Source organism: Janthinobacterium sp. GW822-FHT07A03, from assembly GCF_058798815.1.
This window is the reverse complement of sequence record NZ_JBXAKW010000021.1, coordinates 1-21,881: the sequence shown is the minus strand read 5'-3', so window position 1 is coordinate 21,881 and position 21,881 is coordinate 1. Positions and strand designations below refer to the sequence as shown.

Below are 21,881 nucleotides of genomic sequence, written 5' to 3'. Positions count from 1 at the left end.
ACTGTATTCGGTTACTGCTTTCGCGCTATCGACAAAGCGTTGTGTTTGTCAGCTGCGAAGAAGGAAGAGTATGAAGCGTTTCGGCTAATTCGTCAACCTTCTTTTTTACCCTGCTTTACTCGGCATTTGCATGCGTCGTTCAGCGAGGGGGCGAATTATAGCCCTGCCCCGCGCGGCCCGCAAGCGCTATTTTGCCGCGCCGTGAAACGGCCCTGGCACCGCACTTGCTTATACAGCCCTATGCACTGTCCACTGATGAGAGCAACTCTGGGCCTGGCAGCAACACTGGGGACAGCCCGGCTCGCTTTGCTTTGCTCCCATTTGTGACAGGTGCTACATTATGGAACACTCTCGATATTCAAAAGAGCGCCGCAGTACAGGGCCCAACGGAGGCAACGAGATCATGTATCAACCGTCAGCTACTTACCGTAGCGCACCGTTTTCGTCCATCGCGGACGCGAACACTTTGCCGGCAGGACAGGAGAACGTCCCCGTCATCATCGAAACTTCCCATCAGCGTTCCGTCGCTTTTGGCCTGTCGCCCACGGCCACGCCCGACTTTACGCCAGCCGGCAAATCCGATCTGTCCTTGTTGATCGAGCAAAACCGCATGCTGCACACGCATGCGCTGCCGGCCATGGAAACCCTGTACCAGCAAATCGTCAACACGCACAATATGGTGATTCTCACGGATGCCAACGGCGTGATCGTGCATTCGCTGGGCGATGATGATTTCCTGGAGAAAGCCAACCGCGTCGCCCTGCAGCCAGGCGTGGCGTGGTCGGAACAAAGCCGCGGCACGAATGCCATCGGTACCGCCATCACGGAAAAAGTACCGACTTTGGTCCATGCGGACCAGCATTACCTGGCCGCCAATCACTTCCTGACTTGCTCTGCGGCACCGATCACCGACCACCGGGGCAATGTCATCGGCGTACTGGACGTTTCCAGCGACCAGCGCAGTTTTCACAAGCACACGATGGCCCTCGTGCGCATGTCGGCACTGATGATCGAAAATCAGCTGTTTTCCGCCACCTTCGAAGATGCCATCACTGTGCACTTCCACGCGCGCCCCGAATTCATCGGCACCTTGATGGAAGGCATTGCCTCGTTCACACCGGGTGGACGTTTTTTATCCGCCAACAAGAATGGCTTGTTCCAACTGGGCCTGTCATTTGCCGCGCTGCAATCGCACACGTTCAGCTCCCTGTTCGGCTTGCCCGTTTCCGCCCTGTACGACCATTACCGTACGGCCTCACCCGGTTTGCTGAACCTGTGCATGCACAGCGGCGTTCGCGTGTACGGGCGCGCGCAGTTGCGCCTATCCAATAGCGTCTTCCAGCACGGCTTTACCACCAGCACCGATCAAAGCGACATCAACGCCGTGCCGGCGGCGATCCCCGCGCCGGCCAGCCATGCGGCCAATGCGGCGCGGCGCCTGTCCGGCTTGCGCTACCTGCGCACGGGCGATCCGCAACTGGAACTGGTGATCGAAAAGGTGAATAAAGTCCTGGGTCGCGATATTCCCATCCTCGTCATGGGCGAAACAGGGACTGGCAAGGAATTGCTGGCGCAAGCCATCCATAACGACTCGCCTCGGGCCATGGGACCGTTTATTGCAGTCAATTGCGCATCCATCCCGGAAACCCTGATCGAATCCGAACTGTTCGGCTATGAAGACGGGGCATTCACGGGCGCGCGCAAGAAAGGGGCCATCGGCAAGATACTGCAAGCCAATGGCGGCACCCTGTTCCTCGACGAAATCGGCGACATGCCCTTCGGCTTGCAGGCACGCCTGTTGCGTGTGTTGCAGGAACGCATGGTCACGCCGCTGGGCAGCAGCAAGTCCATTACCGTGAATGTGGAACTGATTTGCGCCACGAATCACAACTTGCGCGAACGCATGGCCAAGGGCTTGTTTCGCGAAGACTTGTATTACCGATTGAATGGCCTGGTGGTCAAACTGCCGCCCCTGCGCGAACGCACGGACCTCGATACCGTGGTGAAGAAAATCCTCGCGACGGAAGCGCCCGATACGCGTTATACGGTGGCGCCCGACATCCTGCGCCTGTTCCACCAGCATAAATGGCCAGGCAACTTCCGCCAGCTGACCAATTTGTTGCGCACGGCCATCGTCATGGCGGGCGACGAGCATGAAATCTGTTTGCGCCACATGCCCGATGATTTCCTCGACGATATTGAGATGACGCAAGCGACTGCCGCCAGCGCCAGCACGGACCGCATGATCGCAGCCGGCGCCAACCTGGAAGAGATGGAGCAAAGCGTGATCCTCAAGTCGCTGGACGCCCACGGTGGCAACGTCTCGGCTACGGCGCGGGCCTTGGGCGTGTCGCGCAACACGATCTATCGCAAGGTGCCGCACCTGAAATAGCCTAGAGTAGACGGGGAAAGCCGGGCGACATCTTGCGCCGGCCCTGCTTGTCGATGGTCATCAGGTCGACCCCGTCCATCCGCGCGGCCATGGCATGCGCACGCGCGGCCCCCGTCACCATGAAGGTTGTCGACAAGCCATCGGCCAGCAAGCCCGTAGGCGCCAGCACCGTTACACTGGCCAATTCGCCCGGCGAATCGCCTTTCGCAGGATCGAAGATGTGGTGATGCACGAAGTCGGGCGTGAACGTGCATTCGTAGTCGCCCGACGTGGCCACGCTGCGCCCCTCCACTTTCAAGGTGGCCGCCAGAATTTCCGCGTCGCGCGGGTCCTGGATGCCCAAAGTCCACGGGCGCCGCACGGCACGCTGCCCGCGCGCGACGAACTCGCCCGTGTCGAGCAGCGCGTGCCGCACGCCGCGTGCCTGCACGGCCGCCAGCGCCATGTCGGCCGCGTAGCCTTGCGCCAGGCCATTCAAGGTCAGCGCCATGCCGGGCTGGAGAAAACGCACTTCCCGGCGATCCCACGCCAGTTGCCGCCAGCCTACCCGCGCCCGCGCCGCGTGGAGCAATGCTTCCGCCGGTAAACTTGCCTGGTCTGCCGCCGCGCGAAACAGCTGCCATAAAGGTTGCACGGTGATATCAAACGCCCCGTCGCTCCATTGCGACAAGGCTTGCGCCTGCGCCAGCACCGTCAGCAGATGGGCATTCGGCCGGGCCAGGCGGCCGTCACGGTTCAACTGAAAGACTTGGCTGGCAGGATTGTAAATGCTCATCAGGTGGTCGATATTCCTGGCCGCATGCAAAGCGTCCTCAATGGCCAGTTCGGCCTGGCGCTGATCGTGGTGTAACACGGTGACAGCAATCGTCGTGCCAAACGCCAACGCGGCGCCTTGATAAGGCCGCACGCCGGACGCCGTGGCCGTGCCACGCGCCATGCTGCCAGGCAAAGACCAGCTCGCCATGCCGGCCACGCTGCCGATGGCGGCGGAAATAAAGGTTCTACGCTGCATTGCTGCTCTCCTCTGCCGTGGCCCGGACGATGGGTATGGTGCGGGCACGCTTGATTTCCAGCATCAAGGGTGCGCATTTTTCATCGCTGGCGTAAATCACCACGCAATCCATGCACTGGAAACACTCACCGTAATCGACTTTCCCGCTGGGCGCGATGGCGTGATACTCGCAACGGTGGCGGCAAGTCTGGCAAGGCGTGCCGCATTCCTTGCGGCGGGGAATCCAGTTGAACAGGCGAAAACGCCCCAGCAACGCCAGCGCCGCGCCAAACGGGCACAGGTAGCGGCAAAAGAATTTGTAGGAAACACTGCTGAGCAGCAGCAAGCCCGCAGCATAGGCGACGAAGGGCCAGGCGCGCACGAAATTCAAAGTGATCGCCGTCTTGAACGGCTCCAGCTCCACCAGCTTGTCCGTGATCTGGCTGGAAAACATGCTGCTGCCCAGAATGGCCGCCAGCAAGCCATACTTGATCCACTTCAAGCGCCCGTCCAGGCGCGGCTTGATCTTCCACTGCGGCAAGCGCAGCCACTGGCCCAGCTTGCCCGTGAATTCCTGCAGCGCGCCAAACGGACACAGCCAGCCGCAAAACGTGCCACGCCCCCAGATGAACAAAGTGAGCAATACGAACGCCCACAGGATCACCGTCATCGGATCGAACAGGAAAAAGCCCAGGCTGCGCCCCGCCAGCAGCGCCTGGATCACCCCCGTGATGTTGACGATTGATAACTGCCCCTGCGCGTAATAGCCGATAAACGCAATGGTAAACACCAGGAACAGGCGGCGGAACCAGATGAATTGCCGGCCATCGCGCACCAGGCGTTTCTGCCATGCCAGTGCGCCGGCCAGCAGCGCCAGCCCGGCCAGCAAGATCAACAGTTCAGCCCGGCGCGCCTTCCACGTGCCGCGCCAGCCGGCATCGTCGCCTTGCGGCGCCGTATAGAGCCCGGCCGGCAAGCGGTACGTGAAGTCGACGTTGCGCGCGATGCGTTCCGGATACACGATGCCCTTGCTGCGCGTGATGGGGAGAGAAAATGCCAGCGGGCTGGCCGCATCGAGCCCCGCCTGGCTGATGACGCGAAAGACGGCGATATTTTCCGTTGGCAATGGTCCCGCCTCCGACAAGCTCAATTCCAGGTCCAGGTCGCGCATGTCGATGGGCAAGCCATCCTGCTTCAGCAACAACCGGTCCGGCACGGTGCCGCGCACGAAATCGTCGCCCAGCACGCTGTAGCGCCCGCGCGACATGACGAGGATGGCGTGGTCGCCCTCGTCGAGCCGGTTGCGCAGCTTGTTCCAGCTGCGTTCCGTCAACAGATTGCGCCCCGCCGTGGGCACGGAGACGTAGGCCAGATAGAGATCGATGAACACGCCGTCCGGATCGCGCGCGGCTTCCGGTTCGAGTCCGGCTCCGAGACTGCCGGCAAACAGGACTTCCACATCCTTGTTGCTCAGGCGTACATGCTGGATCAAGCCCTGCTCAAGCATCTGCGCCACGCTGAGTTTCTCGAACACGTCCATGCGGATGCGGGCGATCTGGTCCGGGTCGCGGCCTTGCGCGAATCCGAGCTTCTTGCGCGACACTTTCAAGGCGGATGCCAGCACACTTTGATTGATGATGCGCACGGAAGCCGTCGCCTTCGACACGCCGTCGATATCGGCATGCGTGGCATCGGCGGCGCGTTTCCTCCTGGCATCGATGGCAATGTTCTGTTTCAGCGACAAGCCCTGGTATTGCTTGACGAACTGGAACAGCGGCGCTTCACCGAGTCCGTCGAGAAACACGGGCTCGTGCTGCGACAGCACGGCCACGCCCAGAAAACTGCCCTGCGGATTGATGGCGATCAATAAATTGACGGGAACGCCGGAAAAACCGGGAATCGGCGCCAGGTCCACCGACTCAAAGGCATAGCCGACCAGCTCGGTGGCCGTGGCATTTTGCTTGAACAGGGGCCAAACGGGCAAGTCGGCTTCCTTCTCGCCCACGACGAGCGGCGCAGGGAAGCGCCGCGCCAGCTCGGCCTTGGTGAGTACGCCGGCCCACGCCTGTCCCAGGACAAACAGGAATAGCCAGCATCCGATGAACAACCGCATTATCCGCATGCATTGCACTCCGTGCGGCGCCGCAGCTTCCGGCGCCGCTTTCATTGATTAGAAGAAAATGATGCCGCCCAGGGACACGCCATTCATCTTCGCTTCGCCGCCCATAAAGCCTTTCGAGCGCGTCTGGCCCAGCTCGCCCACCAGGGTGATCGCACTGTTGAGCGAGTAGTAAGCGCCGAGGGTCAGGTTGGCGTTCGACTTCAAGCCGCCCGTGCCGGCCGTGTTGTCGTCGTTCTTGCTGATGCCGTAGGACAAGCCCAGCTTCAGCTTGTCCGTCGTTTTATACGTGCCTTGCAGCAGCCAGTTCTTCGACTTGGTATCGCCCTGGTCCGCATCGGAGAGAATGCCCAATCCCTTGCCGCCCTGGAAGTTGAACAGCACGCCAGCCGGGCCCATCTGGTACGAAGCGCCCACTTCCACGCCGCGCATGGTCAGGTCATCGACACCGGGCGTTTTCGACGTGAATTTTTGCGATTTCACACCGAGCCAGGCTTTCAAGCCCTCCTGCGCATATGTCAGCTGCGCCTGCACTTGCGGACTCGACTTCGAAGAATAGGTCGAGCCTGCCACGATGGGCGTATCGGAAACGGGGCTGACCAGCGCCACGTCGGCGCCAAAGCCGCCCGACTTCGGCGTGCTGTACATGATCTGGCCATAGTTGCCCAGATAGGTATAACCAGCACCGATATGGCCCAGGGTCACCCTGCCCCGCTGTGTCGCCTGCACGGGCGCGCCCGAGCCCAGCAAGGTCATGTCGGACAGGATCGCATTCGCGCCGAAGATGCCGTAGTCGCGGCCCAGCTTGAAGGTGCCCATTTCAGCATTGCCGAACGTGAAGAAGGCCTGGCGCACGTCGACCACGCTGTTCTGGCTGATGGCGCTATCGGTGGCCGTCGAGTTGTAGATGCCGATCAAGGCCTTCACGTCGTACTCGCCCAGGCGCGAGCTTGCCGAGGTGATCAAGCCGTTCGGCAGCAAGCCGTTGCCGATGGTGGTGCGGTCCTTTTCGCCGCCGCAACCGAGCGCCTGGCCGCCCAGCGCCAGCCCGCCCACCGCATCGCCCGAACACGATACTTGCGTGTAATAGGCGTTGACGATGCCGCCCACCGACACGGTCCAGTCGCCCGCCTTGATATCGACGGCTTGCGCCTGTCCTACCGCTGCGATTGTCATGACACCCACGCTCCCCAGCTTGCTCAATGTGTTCATTGCTTCTCCTCTTTCTTCTCTGTTTTTAGTGTGCACACCAGTGATTGATGTACCTCAAGCTTTGGCAATAAGCGTGCCCAGCACGGTTCACAGGGAGAAAGAGAAAATACGTGTTTGACGTGTGCAGCAGCGGATCAATCGCCCCGCACGGTGTTCCTTTTTTGACCGCCAGCACACTGATCGCGCAACTGCGTAAACAAAAAACTGACGGCCTGGGCCGTCAGAAAAAAGAAAACGCCCGGCGGACAGGGAGACACCCATCCGCGTGGCCCGGGCGCTTCACCCCGTTACTTCGACGCCAGCTTGAAGACCCACACGGAACCGCCCTGTTCCAGGAAGTTGACCTTCTTCGCCACCTCGCCGCCCCACAGCGGCACGGCGCCGCCCCAGCCGGACACGACGGCCACGTATTGCGTGTCGCCATCCTGCCAGGTGACGGGCGGCGCCACGACACCGGAACCCGTCTGGAATTTCCACAACTCCTTGCCCGTCTTCGCGTCGACGGCTTTCAGGAAGCCTTCCGGCGTGCCGTAGAACACCAGATTGCCGGCCGTACTCATCACGCCGCCCCACAGCGGCGCGTTGTTCTTGATTTCCCAGACGATCTTGCCCGTCTTCGGATCGATGGCGCGCATGGCGCCGATGTAGTCGTCAAACAAGGGCTTGATGGTGAAACCGGCGCCGAGGAAGGCGCCGCCCTTCTTGTAGCTGATCGGCTCGTTCCAGATGTCCATGCCCCATTCATTCGCGGGCACATAGAACAGCTTGGTTTGCGGCGAGTACGCCATCGGCATCTGGTTTTTTGCCCCGAGGAAAGCGGGGGCGGCAAACACGGTCGAGCCCTTCTTGCCCTCCTCTCCCTTGGTCGGGTCGCCTGGGCGGCCGGCGGCTATGTAGTTCGGCCGTCCCGTCTTCAGGTCGATGCTGCTGGCCCAGGTGATTTTCTTGACGAACGGAAAGGCGTTCTGCAGTTTGCCCGTGTTGGCGTCGATGACGTAGAAGAAACCGTTGCGGTCGGCCTTGCCGCCGTAGCGCTTGCCATCCATGTCGAAGGTGACGAACTCGTTGGCGCCGTCGAAATCCCAGGCATCGTTCGGCGTGTTCTGATACGCCCACTTGATCTGCCCCGTTTTCACGTCCAGCGCCACGGTGGACGATGAGTACAAATTGTCGCCGGGGCGCAAATGGCTGTTCCACGGCGCCGGGTTGCCGGTGCCGAAATAGGCCAGCTTGGTTTGCGGATCGTAGGTGCCGCCCATCCACGTGGAGGCACCGCCCGTCTTCCACAGGTCGCCCGGCCAGGTCTTGTTCACCGTTCCCGAGATGCCGTTGTCGATGGCCTTGCCATCCTTGTCGTAGCGGTGGCCCATATGGCCCTCCACCGTCGGACGGCTCCACACGAGGTCGCCCGTCATGGGATTGCGCGCCTCGACCCGGCCGACGATGCCGAATTCGCCGCCCGACACGCCCGTCAGCAGCAAGCCTTCGGCGATCAGCGGCGCCGCCGTCATCGAGTAGCCGGCCGCATAGTCGTCCACTTTCTCTTTCCAGACGATCTTGCCCGTGTTTTGATCCAGCGCAACAAGATAAGCGTCGAGCGTGCCGAAAATCACCAGGTTGCCGTACAGGGCGGCGCCGCGGTTGACCACATCGCAGCAGGGCATGATGCCGTCCGGCAAGCGATGTTCATATTTCCACAGCTTGGCGCCCGTTTTCAGGTCGACGGCAAAGATGCGCGAATACGATGCCGTGACGAACATCTTGCCGTTATGAATCAACGGCTGCGATTCCTGGCCCCGCTGTTTTTCGCCGCCAAACGAGAACGACCAGGCGGGCACCAGCTTGGCCACGGTCTTGTCATTGATCTGCGTCAACGGCGAATAGCGCTGGCCCTGCGTGCCCATGCCGAACGACAGCACGCTGGACGGATTCTTTGCCGTGCTGTCGAGCATGGCGGTGGTGACATTGCCCACGTCGGCCGCCTGGGCCAGCGATGCCACGCCCAAACCGATGAGTATCCCCATGATTTTTTTCTGCACAATCATCTCCCTCTGTTTTATTAGTATGTGTGTGTAACTCTCAGGTACTTTTTCTGTCGTGCTCATGCGGCTGGGCATGCAACAGCGCACACTCTTCATCGGTGAACAGGCGCGAGCGCGTCAAGAAGCGCTTGCCCGTGCCGTTGTCGAGTGAAAACATGCCGCCATTGCCATCGACCACATCGATAATCAACTGGGTATGCTCCCAGTACTCGAATTGCTCGAGTCCCACGTAGAACGGTGTGCCATTCAAATTGCCGAGATAGATGTCGGTATCGCTGACATCGAACTCGCCCAGCGCATAGCACATGGGCGCACTGCCGTCGCAGCAGCCGCCCGACTGGAAAAACATCAGCGGGCCGTGACGCTGGCGCAACTTGTCCATCATTTCCAGCGCCGCATCGGTGGCGACCACCCTGGCAATTGCTGCACTCATGGCATCCCTTTCTGCGCGCCGCGCCTGGACTGCGGGCGCGGCGCTTGTTGCCGGTTTAGAAGAAGCCCAGCGCTTTCGGGCTATAGCTCACCAGCAAGTTCTTCGTTTGCTGGTAGTGGTCGAGCATCATCTTGTGGTTTTCGCGGCCGATACCCGATTGCTTGTAGCCGCCGAACGCGGCGTGGGCTGGATACAGGTGGTAGCAATTGGTCCACACGCGGCCCGCCTGGATGGCGCGTCCCATGCGGAAGGCGCGCGAACCGTCACGCGTCCACAAGCCGGCGCCCAGGCCGTACAAGGTGTCGTTGGCAATGGCCAGCGCGTCGGCCTCGTCCTTGAAGGTCGTCACGGAGACGACCGGTCCGAAAATTTCTTCCTGGAAGATGCGCATCTTGTTGTTGCCCTTGAACACGGTCGGACGCACGTAGTAGCCGCCTTCCAGGTCGCCCGCCTGCGTGTTGCGCTCGCCGCCGGCCAGCACTTCGGCGCCTTCCTGGCGGCCGATGTCGAGGTAGGACAGGATTTTTTCCAGCTGCTCCTGCGACGCCTGGGCGCCGATCATGGTGGACGAGTCGAGCGGGTTGCCCTGCTTGATGGCGGCCACGCGCTTCAAGGCCCGTTCGATGAATTTCTCGTAGATCGATTCCTGGATCAGCACGCGCGATGGGCAGGTGCACACCTCGCCTTGATTCAGCGCAAACATCGCAAAACCTTCCAGGCACTTGTCGAAATACTCGTCGTCGGCATCCATCACGTCTTCAAAGAAGATGTTCGGCGACTTGCCGCCCAGCTCCAGGGTGACGGGAATCAGGTTTTGCGCCGCGTAACCCATGATCAGGCGGCCCGTACCCGTTTCACCGGTAAAGGCGATCTTGGCGATGCGCTTGCTCGACGCCAGCGGCTTGCCCGCTTCCAGGCCGAAACCGTTGATGATGTTCAACACACCCGGCGGCAGCAAGTCGCCGATCAGCTCGATCAACACCATGATGGAAGCGGGGGTTTGCTCGGCCGGTTTCAGGACGACGCAATTGCCTGCGGCCAGCGCTGGCGCCAGTTTCCACACAGCCATCAGGATCGGGAAATTCCACGGGATGATCTGGCCCACGACACCCAGCGGCTCATGGTAGTGATAGGCATAGGTTTCCGCGTCGATTTGCGCGACGGAACCTTCCTGCGCGCGGATGCAGCCGGCGAAGTAGCGGAAATGGTCGATGGCCAGCGGAATGTCGGCATTCATCGTTTCGCGGATCGGCTTGCCGTTGTCGATCGTTTCCGCCGTGGCGATCAGGCTCAGGTTCTGTTCGATGCGGTCGGCGATGCGGTTCAGGATATTGGCGCGCTCGGCGGGCGAAGTCTTGCCCCAAGCTTCCTTGGCGGCATGCGCGGCATCCAGCGCCAGCTCGACGTCTTCCGTCGTGGAACGGGCGATTTCGCAAAACGGCAAGCCCGTGATCGGCGTAATGTTGGGAAAGTATTCACCTTTTACTGGTGCAACGAATTTGCCGCCGATGTAATTGTCATAGCGTTGTTTGAAGGGATTGGCTACGCCCAGTTTGCTGATGTCTGCGAGATTCATGTCGTCCTCTATCGGGTTAATTAGAATGGAATTACTTAATTAAAATCAAACGTCCTGGTACAGATGGGGTGAGTACACGCAGTCTTCCGCAAATGCCGTGCCAGCTCGCCATCCCCCTACCCAACTTAGCGGGTTTTACCTCTGTTGCAAGGGCCTGGTGGCGATATCGGCGGGTTCAATTGCTGCCGTAGCACGCCATCGCCGCTGCACAATGGAACAGGTGTACCAGACTGGAACACCTGTTCCTGTACCGCTACCGAATCACCACGCCCCATGGCAATTCGCCGACGGCAATATCGGCCACCTTCTGCGCGCGGGCCGTGTCGATGACGGACACGCTGTTCGAGCGGCCATTGGCCACGTACAGCTTGGCGCCGTCGGGCGTGATGGCCATGTTCCACGGGCGCTTGCCGACGGGAATGGTGGCCGTCACCTGATTGCTGGCCGTGTCGATCGCCATCACCGTGCCGTCCGTGCCATTCGATACATACACTTGCTTGCCGCCGGGATGGACCACGATGCCATTCGCATTTTTACCCGCTGGAATGATGGCGACGGCCTTGCGCGCCGCCATGTCGATGACATAGACGGCATTGACCAGTTCGCACGCCACATAGGCGCGGCCCGAGTCCGGACTGAAGCCGATGCCGCGCGGACGCAGTCCCACGGCGATGGAAGCCACCTGGCGGCGTTGCGCCACATCAATGACGTCGATTTGCTCGGCCTCTTCGGCGCTGACCAGCAGCCAGCGCCCATCCGGGCTGAAGACGGCGTGTTCCGGATTGCGTCCCTGCACTTTGATGTCGGCGAGCAAGGTGCCCGTCTGGCCATCGAGCAAGGCCACGCTATTGTTTTCCTCGACGGCCACGGCCACGTGACTGCCGTCTTGCGAGGCGCTGACGCCTTCGGGCGACTTGCCCAGCGCCACCGTGCGCACGGGCGCGCCGCCAGCGTTGTCGATCAGCAGCAAGGCGCTGCTGGCGGCATCCGTGACAAACAATTGCCGTCCGGTGGGGTCGGCGGCGATGCCGCGCGGCCGCTTGCCGGCGGCGATCTGGCGCACTACCTGGTCGGTCGCCGTGTCGATCACGCTCAAGGTGCCCGATTTTTCATTGGGAACATAGGCAAAGGGAGCGGCCTGAAGGGCCGTGCTGAAGAGCGCAGGCAGCAGCCAGCACACCTGGCGCAAGCGCGGGAAGAAGTTGGGCATAATCACCTTTTCAATGGCAAAACACAGGAAAAGCGCGCGGTAGCGGCGCCTCTGATAATTGCTGTATGCAAACGCCGTGCCACTGACACGCGTATAATTTCCGCCCACCAATGGAGACATGGCAGGCATATTGCTTGATACAACTATGCAGACCTGCGCCGCTCACGCGCTCAAGCAGGCTTTTATTCACATTGGAGAATCCGCATGCAGCATCGTTTCCGCCTGAACACCATCGCCAGCCTGTTTGTCGCCGGCAGCGCCACCCTGGCCCCCCACGTCTTTGCCGCCGAGTCCGCCGACCTGGCCGCCGGACAACTGATGGATACGGTGGTCGTCAGCGGCAGCCGCATCGCCCACCCCAGCCAGGAAGTGCCGGCCTCGATCGACGTGGTCGACAGCGCCCGCATCCAGGATGGGCAAATTCGCGTCAACGCGTCGGAAGCGCTGGCCGCCGTGCCGGGCCTGGTCGTACAGAACCGCCAGAACTATGCGCAAGACTTGCAGATCTCGTCGCGCGGCTTCGGCGCCCGCTCGGCCTTCGGCGTGCGCGGCGTCAAGCTGATCAGCGATGGCATTCCCGCCAGCATGCCCGACGGCCAGGGCCAGGCCGCCACCTTCAACCTCGATACGGCCGAGCGCATCGAAGTACTGCGCGGGCCGTTTTCCGCCATCTACGGCAACCACTCGGGCGGCGTGATCCAGCTGTTTTCCAAGGATGGGCAAAATCCTCCCTCCGTCGAACTGAACGTGACGGGCGGCAGCTTCGGCACCAGCAAGGTAGATATTTCGGCGCAGGGCCAGGCAGGCGGCATCGGTTACGTGCTCGACGGCTCGCGTTTCCGCACGGATGGCTTCCGCGACCACAGCGCCGCCACGCGCGAACAGGCGTTCGGCAAGATCACCGTCAAGCCGAATGCGGACAGCAAACTGACCATCGTCGCCAACAGCCTGCACCAAGGCAATACGCAAGATCCGCTGGGCGCCACCTGGGCCACGTTTGCGCGCGATCCGCGCGCCGGCGAAATCGACACGACGGACACGCAAAACCCGAAACGCACCCTGGCCGAACGCTACAACACGCGCAAGAGCATCGACCACCAGCAAATCGGCGCCACCTATGAACAGTCGTTCGGCGATGACCGCCTGCACGTGACGGCCTACGGCGGCAACCGCGACGTGATCCAGTACCAGGCATTCACCAAGGGTTTCCAGGCACCGGCCAGCCATTCGGGCGGCGTGGTCGACTTCCAGCGTGAGTTCTACGGCATCGACACCAATTGGCTGCACGTCAGCCAGTTGGCCGGCGGCAAGCTGAGCACCACCATCGGCATCGACTATGGCCGCTCCAGCGATGACCGCACCGGTTATGAAAATTACATCGGCAACACGTTTGGCGTGAAGGGCAAGCTGCGCCGCGACGAGCAGGATGTCGTCTCCAGCCTCGATCCGTATATCCAGGCGGAATGGCAGAGCGGGCCATGGCTGCTCAGCGCAGGTGTGCGCTACAGCAAGATGAAAGTGTCGGTCAACGACCATTTCCTCGGCAATGGCGATGACAGCGGCAGCCTGGAATACAGCCACACGACACCGGTGCTGGGCCTGCTGTATAAACTGACGCCCAACGTCAACGTGTATGCCAGCGCCGCGCGCGGCTTCGAAGCCCCCACCCTGAACGAACTGTTTTACTCGGGCACGGGCGGCGGCTTCAATTACCAGCTGAAACCGGCCACCAGCACCAACCTGGAGGCGGGCGTCAAGGCCAGGATCGCCAACAACACGCATGTGAACGCAGCCTTGTTCCAGATCAAGACGAACGATGAACTGGTGGTCGACAGTTCCAGCGGCGGGCGCACCAGCTACCGCAATGCAGGCAAGACCTTGCGCCAAGGCATGGAAGTGTCGCTGGATTCCAACCTGCCGTATGGTTTCACGACAAAAGTGGCGCTGACCAGCCTGCACGCCGTGTATGACCAGGCCTTTGGCAGCGTACGCGAAGGCAGCCGCTTGCCTGGCGTCCCCAGCGCCAACCTGTTTGCGGAACTGGCCTGGAAAGACACGCTGGACCGTTTCGGCGCGGCAGTGGAAAGCGTGGCCAGCAATCAGGTCTACGCGGAAGACAGCAACAGCGAAAAGCCGGCGCCCGGCTATACGGTCTTCAATGCGCGCGTCAACGCCAAACAAAACGTAGGGAATTGGCGCTTCAAGGAGTTTGCCCGCCTGAACAATCTTTTCGACAAGACCTATGTGGGTTCCGTCATCGTCGGCGACAGCAACAAGCGCTACTATGAAGCGGCGCCAGGACGCAATTGGCTGCTGGGTGTCAGCGCCCAATATAATTTCTAAAAAGAAAAAGCCCGCGCCTCTTCCGAAGCGCGGGCTTTTACCATTCAGCATAGTCTGCTACGGCCGCGCTTCCTTCACGCCATACTTCTCAAAGATGGCTTTCAATTCGCCGCTGGCCGCCATCTCGTTCATGGCCGCCTGCAGTAACTTGGCTACATCGAGCTGTTGCTTGCTAACGGCCAGCCCCACGGCCCAGCCGGCACGCGGCAGGCGGGCGAACGCCACTTCGCTCAAGGGGAAAGCGGGATCGCTTTTGAGCACCGACTCGATTTCCGAGCGATTCGCCAGCACGGCGTCGAGCTTGCCTGCTTGCAATTGCTGCAAGGCTTCGGCGGCCGTGTCGAAGATGTGCACGTCGTCGCGATACTTGCCATTGTCCTCGCCCAGCATCAGCATGGCGGCGATCGAGACCTTTTCCACGCCGATACGCTTGCCAGCCAGCGAGGCGACGCCATCGAATTGCGGCACGGCATGCGCACTGCGCGCCAGGCGCACAGTTTCCACGTAATACGGCGCAAAGATCTCGACCTTGTCGTTGTCCGCCATCAATTTCTTGTCGACCGGCACGTGCAGCATCACATCGGCGGGACCATAGCCGAGGTAATGCCCCTTCCACACCATATTGCGCAAATCGTCGTTGAGGTTTTCGCCGGCGGGAAAAGGCAGCAAGCTCAGTTTCAGCCCCAGCTTTTTCGCCAGCGCTTCGGCGATGTCGATATCGATGCCCGTGCCCATGTCGGAAAACGGCGCGAACTCGTTGTACACCGCCACTTTCAGGCTGCCCGACTGCTGCACTTTCTGCCAGTCGGCACGCGCCGGCGCGGCTGCGCACAGCGCCAGGCAGGCGAGCGAGAGCATCGCGCGCGCGCCCCGGAATGGAAATGAACGCATGGGACTCCTTCGTGATCAGTTCGACCTAATTAGACTCGCGGCGGGTTTCCAGATAGGTCTTGATGGCCCACATGGCTTCCTGGTTGAACACGCCCTCGAACGGCGGCATGTACACGGCGCCATTACGCACTTTACCGTGGCGGATGGTGGTGAGATAGTAATTGTCCGTTTCCTTGTAGCAAGCCTGTTTCTTTGTCTCATTCTTGATACCGAAACAATCGCGGTCCAGTTGGCGCAAGTCCGGTGCGATGCCGCCCGAGATCGCTTCGATGCCATGGCAGCGGGCGCAATTCTGGTTGTAGGCCGACGTGCCCACCGTCAAGGCCAGCTTGTTGCCCCGATACGGATTTTGTTCGAGCCACTTGTCGCCCACCTTGGGCAAGCCAGTGGTGTCAACGCCTTGCGGCGTGACATTGCCATGCGCATAAGCTTGCGGCAAGGTCAGCAGGGAAGTGAGGGCAACGGCGCCGGCGGCGGCCACGCCGAGCAGGGTGCGGATGGAATAGGTCATGCTGGTCTCCTTGGTTTTTTTAGTGAATATCCAAAGAAGAGCAAATGCCATGCCATGCTTGCGTGCCCCACATCTGACTGCCCATGTATCAATTTGGAACAGCTGCAACAGGTATTTGTGTCACCGCGTACGTCAGGCGGCGGCCACCGTGCAGATGCTGGCCCGCTCCTGCTGCTCGAAAGTAATACGCACGGGTAAAAATCTGGCAATCACTTCCGCATTCGTCAGCGCATGCTGCGACACCTTGTTGCAGCTGAAAGTACCTCCACCGGCCAGCGCCATGGGCAGCAAGAGCTGGTCGGCCAGGTGCTCGCCCACGGCCGCGTCCGTCTTGAGATAAGCGCGCACCTCGTTCAACAGGCGCTTGGCCACGGATTCGGCCAGCAGGGACTTTTCGCCGAACGACGTAAATACTTCCGTGACGTGTTCATGCTCCAATGTCAGCAGCAAGACGTTGCCCGGGCCCTGCTCCGCCGGCAAGCCGACGATGCGCAGCTGCTTGCCGCTCCAGCCCATGCCGTCGGCGACACGCTCGAGCTCGCGCTGCGCCACGTTCACATGCACGCCGGCCACCACGCTTTCCGCATACCCGGTCTTCCGCTCGCCGCGCTGCAGCAGTGAAATGGGCCGCAAGCGCTGGCACGGTTGCACCGCGGCAATCACTTCGCCGCCGCCCGCGGGATGAAAGCCATAGCGCTGCTGCGTAATCTCTACCTCGGCGCCCATCTGTTCCAGGATGCGGCCATACGCGCGCTGCAGGAAATGCACGGGCGGCGCCATGGCATTGTGCGTGCCGCCGCTGATGCGCACGGTGGACGGCCCATCCGCATGCAGCAAGGCCGGCAGCAGGGTTTGCAGTACCAGGGTGCAACTGCCGGCACTGCCGATGGCAAAGCGGTAATCGCCGCCGCGTATGGCGCCAGGCACGAATTCCAGGCTGGCTGCGCGCAGCGCCACCGGCGTCGTGCGCGCCCCGCAAATGGCGGCCGCTGCCTGCACGGCCAGCAGATGCTGGCGCAGCAAGCCGGGCTTGTCCCGTCCCGCGCGAATGTTAATCAGCCGGAACGGCTGCCCCGTAATCATCGACAGGCTCAGCGCCGAGCGCAAAATTTGTCCGCCGCCTTCACCTTGCGCTCCATCAATTTCTATCATCTCTACTTTCTCTCTGTTAACCTTTGACGCAAACGACCTGCTTCAGGATATGCACCACGTCAACCAGCTCACGCTGCGCCAGCATCACCGCATCGATATCCTTGTAGGCCATCGGAATTTCATCGATCACGTTTTCATCCTTGCGACATTCCACGCCTTGCGTGGCGCGGATCTGGTCGTCCAGGCTGAAGCGCCGCTTCGCTTCCGTGCGGCTCATCGTGCGTCCCGCACCGTGGCTGCAGCTATGGAAACTGTCCGCATTACCCTTGCCGCGCACGATAAAACTCTTGGCGCCCATGGAACCGGGAATGATGCCCAGCTCGCCGGCGCGGGCCGAGACAGCGCCCTTGCGCGTGATCAATACGTCCTTGCCGAAGTGGTGCTCCTTCTGCACATAGTTATGGTGGCAGTTGACGGCCTCCACATGCGTCTGGAACGGCTTATGGATGACCGTGCGCACGGCGGCGATCAGGTTTTGCATCATCACTTCGCGGTTGTTGCGCGCGAAACGCTGGGCCCAGCCCACCGCTTCCACGTAATCGTCGTAATGCCGCGTGCCTTCGGCCAGGTAAGCCAGATCCTGGTCGGGCAAGTTAATAAAATGGGTACGCATATCCTGCTTGGCCAGTTCGATGAAATGGGTGCCGATGGCATTGCCCACGCCACGCGAACCGGAATGCAGCATGAACCATACAGAACCCTGTTCATCGAGGCACACTTCGACGAAGTGGTTACCGCTGCCCAAAGTTCCCAAGTGACGATAATTGTTCGTGTTTTTCAGCTTCGGTGTTTTCAGGCAGATCGCATCGAATTCATCTTTCAATTGCAGCCACGCGGCATCGACCACCGAGGGCGGCGTATGCCAGGAACCCTCGTCGCGGCCCCGGTGGCCGCGCGTCTTCGGCGACATCCCGTGCGGAATGGCGCGCTCGATGGCGCTGCGCAGCGGTCCCAGGTTATCGGGCAGATCATTCGCCGTCAGCGTGGTTTTCGCCGCCATCATGCCGCAGCCGATATCCACGCCGACGGCCGCCGGAATCACCGCGCCCAGGGTAGGAATCACGCTGCCGATGGTCGAGCCCTTGCCCAGGTGGACGTCGGGCATGACGGCGATGTGCTTGTAGATGAACGGCAGGGTCGCCGTGTTGCGCAATTGTTTTTTGGCCGCTTCTTCGACGGGCACGCCACGCGTCCACATTTTCACGGGACGACTGCCTTCGGTATGCAGAACTTCGTATTCTTCGTTTTTCATCGCTATGCTCTTCTTCTATTGTATAGGGGGTGATGACAAGGATTGGTGAAACATTGCCGACGCATCGGTCCTGGATGTAGTTCCACCGGCATTCATCAGTACGACAACCCGACAAGGCGGGACAGGATTTTCTGGCTGGGTAATGCGCACGCCAGGCCGGTTTGACGCGGCTGATCGATGTAATCCTGTCGGCATTCGGGGTACTGCGGCGCATGACAAGCCTGGACAGGACGTCTCTTATGTAGTCTTCTCCGCATTCATGCGCCTTGCTTCAACAAGCTGCTGCCGCGATATCGATGGCGGCGATTTCTCCCACCCAGTGGGCCGGGTCCAGCTGTCCCGCGGCAAAGGCGGCGATGATCCTGAAGACGTCGTCGGAAAAACCGCCGATATTCAGGATATCCTCGCGCTCCATCGCCTGTGTCGTGGCATGCGGCGAAATATCGATGCAGACCAGCTTTGCCTGCGGATTACGCTGCTTGAAAACCGTCCACTGTCCCATCGTCGCCGTGGCGCCGCTGCGCTTTGCATCGATCCACGATTCGTTATCGGACACATAGATCACCAGGTCGGCCAGCTCCTTCCTGCTGTTCATGCGCAGCAGGGGCGCGCTGCAATTGGTGCCGCCACCGCCGATGGCCGCCAGCCTGGCCGCATTCTCCATCACGCTGTCATCCGCGCCAAGTGCGCACTGCACCACGTTGTGCTCGAACGGCAGCACCATGGCATCCGGATTCTTGCGCAGCATGGCTGCCGCCACCAGGGCCGCCACGTCGATGCAGCGCACGTTCGAGGTGGCGCTGCCGCGAAAACCGCTGACGGGCGAGGCATCGAGCCGGAAACGTCGGGACACACCACCACCTTGCCGGCAATCCGCGGCACGTTCGCCAGCGATATTTCCAGCGCCTGTTCCAGCGCATCGCGCACGACGGCCGGCACGTTCTCGCCGGCCGCCATGTACGCCGACATCAGCTGGTACGGAAACACGCGCGAGCTGGCGATCGCCTCGGGATCGCGCAGCTTGGCGGCGATCAGTTCCGGCATGCCGGCTAAGTCGTACACGCCATGGCGGGCAAAGGTATTCAGATTCATGCGCACCATCTGCCAGCCACCCTGGCGGGCGATCTGCGCCCAGTCCTGCGCGCTCAAGGGCAGCGCCGTCAGCATCTGGAACGGCACCTCCGGTATCGACTGCGAAGGATCGGCCTTGTATGCCTCGAATGCGGCCAGCGCCGGCGGCAAGGCATCGCGTGTATATTCCTTGCCGATCAGCCAGGCAAAAAATGCCTCCCGCCACGCTGCCTGCGGTTTCGGGTGCACCATTTTCACCACGTCGGCCAACGATGGCGCATTGCCCACGGCAGCGGCCAGCAAGGACTGCTCGGATGCGTTGTTCAACCATGCCTGTACCAGCTTTTTCGGACGCGATCCCAGCGACTTGCGGCCTACGGCGCCCGAACGCATGATCTGCACGAAGTTGCGCAGCATCTTGCCGTTGTTAATCACTCGCTGGAAGGCCTGCGTAAATTCTGCAGCGCCCTGCCCCGCCAGCACGGCCACCAGCAAGGCCGGCATGTCTTTCATGTAGCCCCGCTCGCGGCAGTACACAGCCGTTTGTGCGATGAAGGCTGGTTCGACCGCCTTGCACAGTTCCAGTACCATCGCCAGCTGCGCTTCGGCGCTGACATAGAACGTCGTGTTCAGGCAACCAGTGGCCGCATATTGCGCCAGTTGATGCCGGGGTGTCAGCGCATAGGCCGGCGCGCCTTCGGCATTGTGTGCCAGTGCCGAAGGCAAGGTCGCGGTCTGTTGTGCGCTCTGGAATAAGTGGGCGTTGGCCATTTTTCGTTCCTCTCTGCTCTCTACGTTTATCTCGTTGGTATCGCCTCTATTGCAAACGCTGTGCCAGCTTTAATAATTTTGCCAAAAATAAATGTAAGCCATTGATTTTATTTAATAATATTCTCATTCACGCTTGGTATTGAAAATATCCCACAGATTACGATTTCGAATACAATTATCTTTTCAGATAAATTTTTATCCAATATATGCAAGCAAAACGCACCGTCGTCATCGGCTTTCTCGGCACGCAACTCGACAATGGCAGAGGAGCGGCACGCTGGGAAAAGTGGCGCCCCAGCGTCGCGCTGACCCAGCATGAAGACAAGATCATCGACCGTTTCGAACTGCTGTACGCCGGCGAGCAGTTTGCCAGCCTGGTGCGCCAGGTGTCGCAGGATATCGCCAGCGTTTCGCCTGAAACCAGGCTGCTCGCCCATGAACTGCCCATCAGCGATGCCTGGGATTTTGAAGACGTATACGGCGCGCTCTACGATTTTGCCAACAACTACGCCTTCGATCCGGACAAGGAGGAATACTGGATACACATCACCACCGGCAGCCACGTGGCGCAAATCTGCATGTTCCTGATGACGGAAGCCCACTATTTCCCCGGCCGCCTCGTGCAAACGTCGCCACCGAAACGCCAGGCCATCGGCAATCCCGGCAGCTACGCGCTGATCGACCTCGATCTGTCGCGCTACGACCTGATCGCCCAGCGTTTTACGCGTGAGCAGGCCGAAGGCGTGGCCTTCCTGAAGTCCGGCATCGCCACGCGCAATGCAAAGTTCAACGCCATGATCGGGGAAATCGAGCGCGTCGCCATCAAGTCGAAAGCGCCCATGCTGCTGATGGGGCCGACCGGCGCCGGCAAGTCCTTTCTTGCGCGCCGCATCTATGAACTGAAAAAATCGCGCCACCAGATCGATGGCAAATTCATCGACCTCAATTGCGCGACCCTGCATGGCGACGGTGCCGCATCCACCCTGTTCGGCCATATCAAGGGTTCATTCACGGGCGCCGGCGCGGACCGGCCAGGCTTGCTGCGCAGCGCGCACAAGGGCTTGCTGTTTCTCGATGAAATCGGTGAACTGGGACTCGACGAGCAGGCGATGCTATTGAAAGCGATCGAGGAAAAGCGCTTCTTCCCCGTTGGTGCTGATACGGAGGTGCAAAGCGACTTCCAGCTGATCGCCGGCACCAACCGCGACCTGGGCAAGGAGGTGGCGGCCGGCCGCTTTCGCGAAGACCTGTATGCGCGTATCAATCTGTGGACCTACGCATTACCAGGCCTGGCGCAGCGGCCGGAGGACATCGAGCCGAACCTGGAATACCTGCTGGCACAATACAGCGCCGAGACGGGCGAGCGTGTACGCTTCAACAAGGAAGCGCGCGAGCGCTTCATGCGTTTCGCCGCATCGCCATCGGCCGCCTGGCACGGCAATTTCCGCGATTTGTCTGCCGCCGTCACGCGCCTGGCCACCTTGTCGGAAGCGGGGCGCATCACGGACCAGGTCGTGGACGAGGAAACCGCACGCCTGCGCCGCCTGTGGCAGCATCACGGAGGCCGGAATGAAGGCGAAGCAGTGGCGCTCGAGGAAATCATGGGAGAAGAAGCGGCCGCGCAACTGGACCTGTTCGATGCGCTGCAGTTGCAGGCAGTCATCAAGGTGTGCAGGCAGTCGAACAGCCTGTCCGACGCGGGCCGCACGCTGTATACCGTCTCGCGCGCGGCGAAAGCCAGGCCGAACGATGCGGACCGGATCAAGAAATACCTGGCGAAGTTTGGCTTGAGCTGGGATGAGCTGATTTATCGCGGGAGTTAGACGACGTTCAACGATAAAGGCAGCGCATGGCGCTGCCTTTTTTACGCCGGTATGCAGTGAAAGTAGGTCAAAGCGCCAGACGAAAAAAAACC

The 21,881-nt window shown here is 60.9% G+C and carries 16 protein-coding genes; 3 read left to right on the top strand and 13 right to left on the bottom strand.

The annotated features are described in order from the left end of the window. The first annotated feature begins 403 nt into the window (after positions 1-403). Positions 404-2,392 (top strand): sigma-54-dependent Fis family transcriptional regulator, encoded by a 1,989-nt coding sequence (locus tag AC1RJW_RS29305; protein WP_493048051.1) that lies wholly within the window; start codon positions 404-406, stop codon positions 2,390-2,392. 1 nt (position 2,393) lies between these two features. On the opposite strand, the gene AC1RJW_RS29300 is transcribed toward AC1RJW_RS29305, so the two are convergent. The 7 genes from AC1RJW_RS29300 to AC1RJW_RS29270 all read right to left on the bottom strand — a co-directional run bounded on the left by AC1RJW_RS29300 (position 2,394) and on the right by AC1RJW_RS29270 (position 11,975). Continuing rightward, positions 2,394-3,404: an FAD:protein FMN transferase gene (locus AC1RJW_RS29300; protein WP_493048050.1), complete on the bottom strand. Its 1,011-nt coding sequence runs from the start codon at positions 3,402-3,404 to the stop codon at positions 2,394-2,396. Then, the gene (locus tag AC1RJW_RS29295; protein WP_493048049.1) at positions 3,394-5,496 is read right to left on the bottom strand and encodes a 4Fe-4S binding protein; all 2,103 of its coding nucleotides are present in this window, start codon (positions 5,494-5,496) and stop codon (positions 3,394-3,396) included. The genes AC1RJW_RS29300 and AC1RJW_RS29295 overlap by 11 nt, the downstream gene beginning before the upstream one ends. Positions 5,497-5,553: 57 nt before the next feature. Beyond that, positions 5,554-6,714 (bottom strand): porin, encoded by a 1,161-nt coding sequence (locus AC1RJW_RS29290; protein ID WP_493048048.1) that lies wholly within the window; start codon positions 6,712-6,714, stop codon positions 5,554-5,556. Positions 6,715-7,001: 287 nt separating this feature from the next. After that, entirely contained in the window at positions 7,002-8,738 is a 1,737-nt protein-coding gene (locus AC1RJW_RS29285) for a PQQ-dependent methanol/ethanol family dehydrogenase (protein WP_493048047.1), read from the bottom strand. Between the two features lie 55 nt (positions 8,739-8,793). Then, positions 8,794-9,189: a DUF779 domain-containing protein gene (locus AC1RJW_RS29280; RefSeq protein WP_493048046.1), complete on the bottom strand. Its 396-nt coding sequence runs from the start codon at positions 9,187-9,189 to the stop codon at positions 8,794-8,796. Positions 9,190-9,244: 55 nt separating this feature from the next. After that, positions 9,245-10,765 (bottom strand): aldehyde dehydrogenase, encoded by a 1,521-nt coding sequence (gene adh, locus AC1RJW_RS29275; protein WP_077399968.1) that lies wholly within the window; start codon positions 10,763-10,765, stop codon positions 9,245-9,247. A gap of 253 nt (positions 10,766-11,018) precedes the next feature. Next, positions 11,019-11,975 (bottom strand): beta-propeller fold lactonase family protein, encoded by a 957-nt coding sequence (locus AC1RJW_RS29270; RefSeq protein WP_493048045.1) that lies wholly within the window; start codon positions 11,973-11,975, stop codon positions 11,019-11,021. Positions 11,976-12,179: 204 nt separating this feature from the next. On the opposite strand from AC1RJW_RS29270, the gene AC1RJW_RS29265 reads away from it, so the two are divergent. Further along, entirely contained in the window at positions 12,180-14,318 is a 2,139-nt protein-coding gene (locus AC1RJW_RS29265) for a TonB-dependent receptor family protein (RefSeq protein WP_493048044.1), read from the top strand. Between the two features lie 57 nt (positions 14,319-14,375). Here the strand turns inward: AC1RJW_RS29265 and AC1RJW_RS29260 are convergent, their stop codons facing one another. From AC1RJW_RS29260 to AC1RJW_RS29235, 6 genes are all read right to left on the bottom strand, one after another. After that, positions 14,376-15,209 (bottom strand): substrate-binding periplasmic protein, encoded by an 834-nt coding sequence (locus AC1RJW_RS29260; RefSeq protein WP_493048043.1) that lies wholly within the window; start codon positions 15,207-15,209, stop codon positions 14,376-14,378. A gap of 25 nt (positions 15,210-15,234) precedes the next feature. After that, positions 15,235-15,720 carry a cytochrome c-550 PedF gene (pedF, locus tag AC1RJW_RS29255; RefSeq protein WP_436501576.1) on the bottom strand — a complete coding sequence of 162 codons (486 nt, stop codon included), beginning with the start codon at positions 15,718-15,720 and terminating at the stop codon, positions 15,235-15,237. Positions 15,721-15,852: 132 nt separating this feature from the next. After that, positions 15,853-16,872 carry an RNA 3'-terminal phosphate cyclase gene (gene rtcA / locus AC1RJW_RS29250; protein WP_493048042.1) on the bottom strand — a complete coding sequence of 340 codons (1,020 nt, stop codon included), beginning with the start codon at positions 16,870-16,872 and terminating at the stop codon, positions 15,853-15,855. A 16-nt stretch (positions 16,873-16,888) separates the two neighbouring features. Continuing rightward, the gene (locus AC1RJW_RS29245) at positions 16,889-18,124 is read right to left on the bottom strand and encodes an RtcB family protein (protein WP_493048041.1); all 1,236 of its coding nucleotides are present in this window, start codon (positions 18,122-18,124) and stop codon (positions 16,889-16,891) included. Positions 18,125-18,395: 271 nt separating this feature from the next. Beyond that, entirely contained in the window at positions 18,396-18,872 is a 477-nt protein-coding gene (locus AC1RJW_RS29240) for a hypothetical protein (RefSeq protein ID WP_493048040.1), read from the bottom strand. After that, a complete protein-coding gene (locus AC1RJW_RS29235; protein WP_493048039.1) occupies positions 18,788-19,966 on the bottom strand; it encodes a hypothetical protein in 1,179 nt (392 codons plus the stop codon). Before AC1RJW_RS29235 ends, AC1RJW_RS29240 begins: the two co-directional genes overlap by 85 nt. A 206-nt stretch (positions 19,967-20,172) precedes the next feature. Here AC1RJW_RS29235 and rtcR point away from each other — a divergent pair, with 206 nt between their 5' ends. Further along, complete coding sequence (gene rtcR / locus AC1RJW_RS29230) at positions 20,173-21,789, top strand: RNA repair transcriptional activator RtcR (RefSeq protein WP_493048038.1); 1,617 nt, start codon at positions 20,173-20,175, stop codon at positions 21,787-21,789. Positions 21,790-21,881: the final 92 nt, after the last annotated feature.

What these genes read in the sequence shown, in the direction of transcription:
- AC1RJW_RS29290 (WP_493048048.1), bottom strand. Translation starts at nt 6,714, where the DNA reads ATGAACACATTGAGCAAGCTGGGGAGCGTGGGTGTCATGACAATCGCA.
- AC1RJW_RS29295 (WP_493048049.1), bottom strand. Translation starts at nt 5,496, where the DNA reads ATGCGGTTGTTCATCGGATGCTGGCTATTCCTGTTTGTCCTGGGACAG.
- rtcA (WP_493048042.1), bottom strand. Translation starts at nt 16,872, where the DNA reads ATGATAGAAATTGATGGAGCGCAAGGTGAAGGCGGCGGACAAATTTTG.
- AC1RJW_RS29285 (WP_493048047.1), bottom strand. Translation starts at nt 8,738, where the DNA reads ATGGGGATACTCATCGGTTTGGGCGTGGCATCGCTGGCCCAGGCGGCC.
- AC1RJW_RS29235 (WP_493048039.1), bottom strand. Translation starts at nt 19,966, where the DNA reads ATGGCCAACGCCCACTTATTCCAGAGCGCACAACAGACCGCGACCTTG.
- rtcR (WP_493048038.1), top strand. Translation starts at nt 20,173, where the DNA reads ATGCAAGCAAAACGCACCGTCGTCATCGGCTTTCTCGGCACGCAACTC.
- AC1RJW_RS29265 (WP_493048044.1), top strand. Translation starts at nt 12,180, where the DNA reads ATGCAGCATCGTTTCCGCCTGAACACCATCGCCAGCCTGTTTGTCGCC.
- AC1RJW_RS29270 (WP_493048045.1), bottom strand. Translation starts at nt 11,975, where the DNA reads ATGCCCAACTTCTTCCCGCGCTTGCGCCAGGTGTGCTGGCTGCTGCCT.
- AC1RJW_RS29240 (WP_493048040.1), bottom strand. Translation starts at nt 18,872, where the DNA reads ATGCTGCGCAAGAATCCGGATGCCATGGTGCTGCCGTTCGAGCACAAC.
- AC1RJW_RS29305 (WP_493048051.1), top strand. Translation starts at nt 404, where the DNA reads ATGTATCAACCGTCAGCTACTTACCGTAGCGCACCGTTTTCGTCCATC.
- AC1RJW_RS29280 (WP_493048046.1), bottom strand. Translation starts at nt 9,189, where the DNA reads ATGAGTGCAGCAATTGCCAGGGTGGTCGCCACCGATGCGGCGCTGGAA.
- AC1RJW_RS29260 (WP_493048043.1), bottom strand. Translation starts at nt 15,209, where the DNA reads ATGCGTTCATTTCCATTCCGGGGCGCGCGCGCGATGCTCTCGCTCGCC.
- AC1RJW_RS29245 (WP_493048041.1), bottom strand. Translation starts at nt 18,124, where the DNA reads ATGAAAAACGAAGAATACGAAGTTCTGCATACCGAAGGCAGTCGTCCC.
- adh (WP_077399968.1), bottom strand. Translation starts at nt 10,765, where the DNA reads ATGAATCTCGCAGACATCAGCAAACTGGGCGTAGCCAATCCCTTCAAA.
- AC1RJW_RS29300 (WP_493048050.1), bottom strand. Translation starts at nt 3,404, where the DNA reads ATGCAGCGTAGAACCTTTATTTCCGCCGCCATCGGCAGCGTGGCCGGC.
- pedF (WP_436501576.1), bottom strand. Translation starts at nt 15,720, where the DNA reads ATGACCTATTCCATCCGCACCCTGCTCGGCGTGGCCGCCGCCGGCGCC.